At 48.0% G+C, this 2,067-nt stretch carries 4 protein-coding genes; 1 reads left to right on the top strand and 3 read right to left on the bottom strand.

The window, feature by feature from the left end:
* The 3 genes from M8370_RS23725 to M8370_RS23535 all read right to left on the bottom strand — a co-directional run.
* Positions 1-85 (bottom strand): Rop family plasmid primer RNA-binding protein (locus tag M8370_RS23725; RefSeq protein WP_502799574.1); only part of this gene is annotated, 85 nt, incomplete at its 3' end.
* Between the two features lie 226 nt (positions 86-311).
* Positions 312-614 (bottom strand): TM2 domain-containing protein, encoded by a 303-nt coding sequence (locus M8370_RS23150; protein WP_023207139.1) that lies wholly within the window; start codon positions 612-614, stop codon positions 312-314.
* 307 nt (positions 615-921) lie between these two features.
* Entirely contained in the window at positions 922-1,035 is a 114-nt protein-coding gene (locus tag M8370_RS23535) for a hypothetical protein (protein WP_001517211.1), read from the bottom strand.
* A 632-nt stretch (positions 1,036-1,667) separates the two neighbouring features.
* Between M8370_RS23535 and M8370_RS23145 the strand changes: the two genes are divergently transcribed.
* A complete protein-coding gene (locus M8370_RS23145; RefSeq protein WP_250021850.1) occupies positions 1,668-1,859 on the top strand; it encodes a hypothetical protein in 192 nt (63 codons plus the stop codon).
* Positions 1,860-2,067: the final 208 nt, after the last annotated feature.

Below are 2,067 nucleotides of genomic sequence, written 5' to 3'. Positions count from 1 at the left end.
GCGTCTGGGCGCGGATAAATTTAGCCATGTTGAGAGCGGCAGATTCCTGACGGTTCACGTGTGTTTTTCCCTGTCTGGTTATCATTTCTAAGTGAAAACAGAATTCCGTCATTCTGGTGAATAGTCATGCATGGCGTTAAAATTTATCAGGCGCGTTTCTGGCGGGTTTTCGGGTGGTTTGTTGCCTGTTTTACCGGTTTCCCGTCAGAAACGCCCTGAGAGCCTCTCAGGCGGTGCACGCAACGGATGTTATGGTAAATCTGCCTCACAGACTGGTACAAAAAAGCCCCGCAGGGCTTTTTTGCTATGAGTTAGCCATATTTTCTTGCGAATTTTTCATCGGAATCGCATAGATAAATAATAAACTCAATAAACGCGATGATCGCGGGTATGAATGTCCAGCAAAAAATTAGATACAGGAATCCCTGTCCTATTTTACCTAAGTAAAATTTATGTACGCCAAATCCACCAAGGAAGAATGCTAATAGCGCGGCTGCGATTCTACTTTTTTCACCTGAACCTGAAGAGGCGTTTGTGGCTCCGCAGTGTGGGCATGACTTTGCTGTTTCGTGTATTTCCTTGCCGCATCCTCGGCAGTAAACCATTGAACTCATTTTTTATCCTCGAGCTTATTTTTAGTTGGGATGCATAATATCCGATGTTTTATAACGATATGCATCCTATATGCTCGGGTGGGATAGATTTCCATTATGGTGAAGGATCTTCTTGAGATCCTTTCTGTAGCGTCGTAATCTCTTGCTCTGTAAACGAAAAAACCGCCCAGCAAGGCGGTTTTTCGAAGGTTCTCAGAGCAGCAACTCTTTGAACCGTGGTAACTGGCTTATGAGGAGCGCAGTAACCAAATCTGTTCTTTCAGTTTAGCCTTAACAGGCGCATAACTTCAAGACTAACTCCTCTAAATCAGTTACCAGTGGCTGCTGCCAGTGGCGCTTTTGCATGTCTTTCCGGGTTGGACTCAAGTCGATAGTTACCGGAACAGGCGCAGCAGTCGGACTGAACGGGGGGTTCGTGCATACAGTCCAGCTTGGAGCGAACTGCCTTCCCGGAACCGAGTGTCAGGCGTGGAATGAGAAACCGCGGCCATAACAGCGGAATGACACCGGTACACCGAAAGGCAGGAACAGGAGAGCGCACGAGGGAGCCACCAGGGGGAAACGCCTGGTATCTTTAAGTCCTGTCGGGTTTCGCCACCACTGATTTGAGCGTCAGATTCTGTGATGCTTGTCAGGGGGGCGGAGCCTATGGAAAACCGGCAGCGCCAGGAACCTTTTCCCGTTGCCCTTCTTTCTCTCCTGCCCGTATATCGTACATCCTGTACTTTGTGCTACTTCTGCTCGCCGCAGCCGAACGCCCGAGCGGAGCGAGTCAGTGAGCGAGGAAGCAGCATATATTCTGTATGGCATTTTCTCCTTACGCGCCTGAGCCTTTTTCTACACCTGCTTTATGTAGCATCTATGTCAGGTGTTTCTGCGATGTTACATTTTAAGCCAGTATACACTTCGCTAGCGCTACGTGACTGGTTCAGGGCTGCGCCCCGAAACCCGCAAAGGACCGTCTTTTTGTTTTTTTACTGCTAAACTGTCAATATTTTCTTTCGGCTGCCGTTAACTGAGGTTTCCTTGTTTGGTTTTTCCTCTGGAATCCTGATGAATATGAGTGATGCTGAACGGCAGCTGGCTGTGTCAGTGATTTCTGACTGCTTACGCCAGTCCGGGGGAGACTCCGGCAAAATGATGCTGGATGCTTACTATCTGGTCTTATCTGAGAAAGATCCCCGGGTCAGGGAGTGCATGTTGGCGTTCCTTGAATCTGTTCGTATTAAATATGTCACCGCCTGAGTTTTTTTTCTGATTTTTGAACCATACTGTGCGTCAGGCGGCCGTCATGGATGATGGTCGTTGTGACATGTTCTATGTCACGGAAGATTGTTCCAATCTAACTTGACTTACCTTCCGGGCTAGCCGCCCGGTTTTTTTCCGTTCTTCTGACTGTACTCCAGAGCAGGTTTTGCCTTTTTTCTACTGCGCTTTCGGAGTATGACTAATT

The sequence above is a fragment of the Enterobacter cloacae complex sp. OE43NF genome (assembly GCF_023544405.1).
Taxonomy (GTDB): domain Bacteria; phylum Pseudomonadota; class Gammaproteobacteria; order Enterobacterales; family Enterobacteriaceae; genus Enterobacter; species Enterobacter cloacae.
This window is presented reverse-complemented; position numbering and strand designations above follow the sequence as displayed.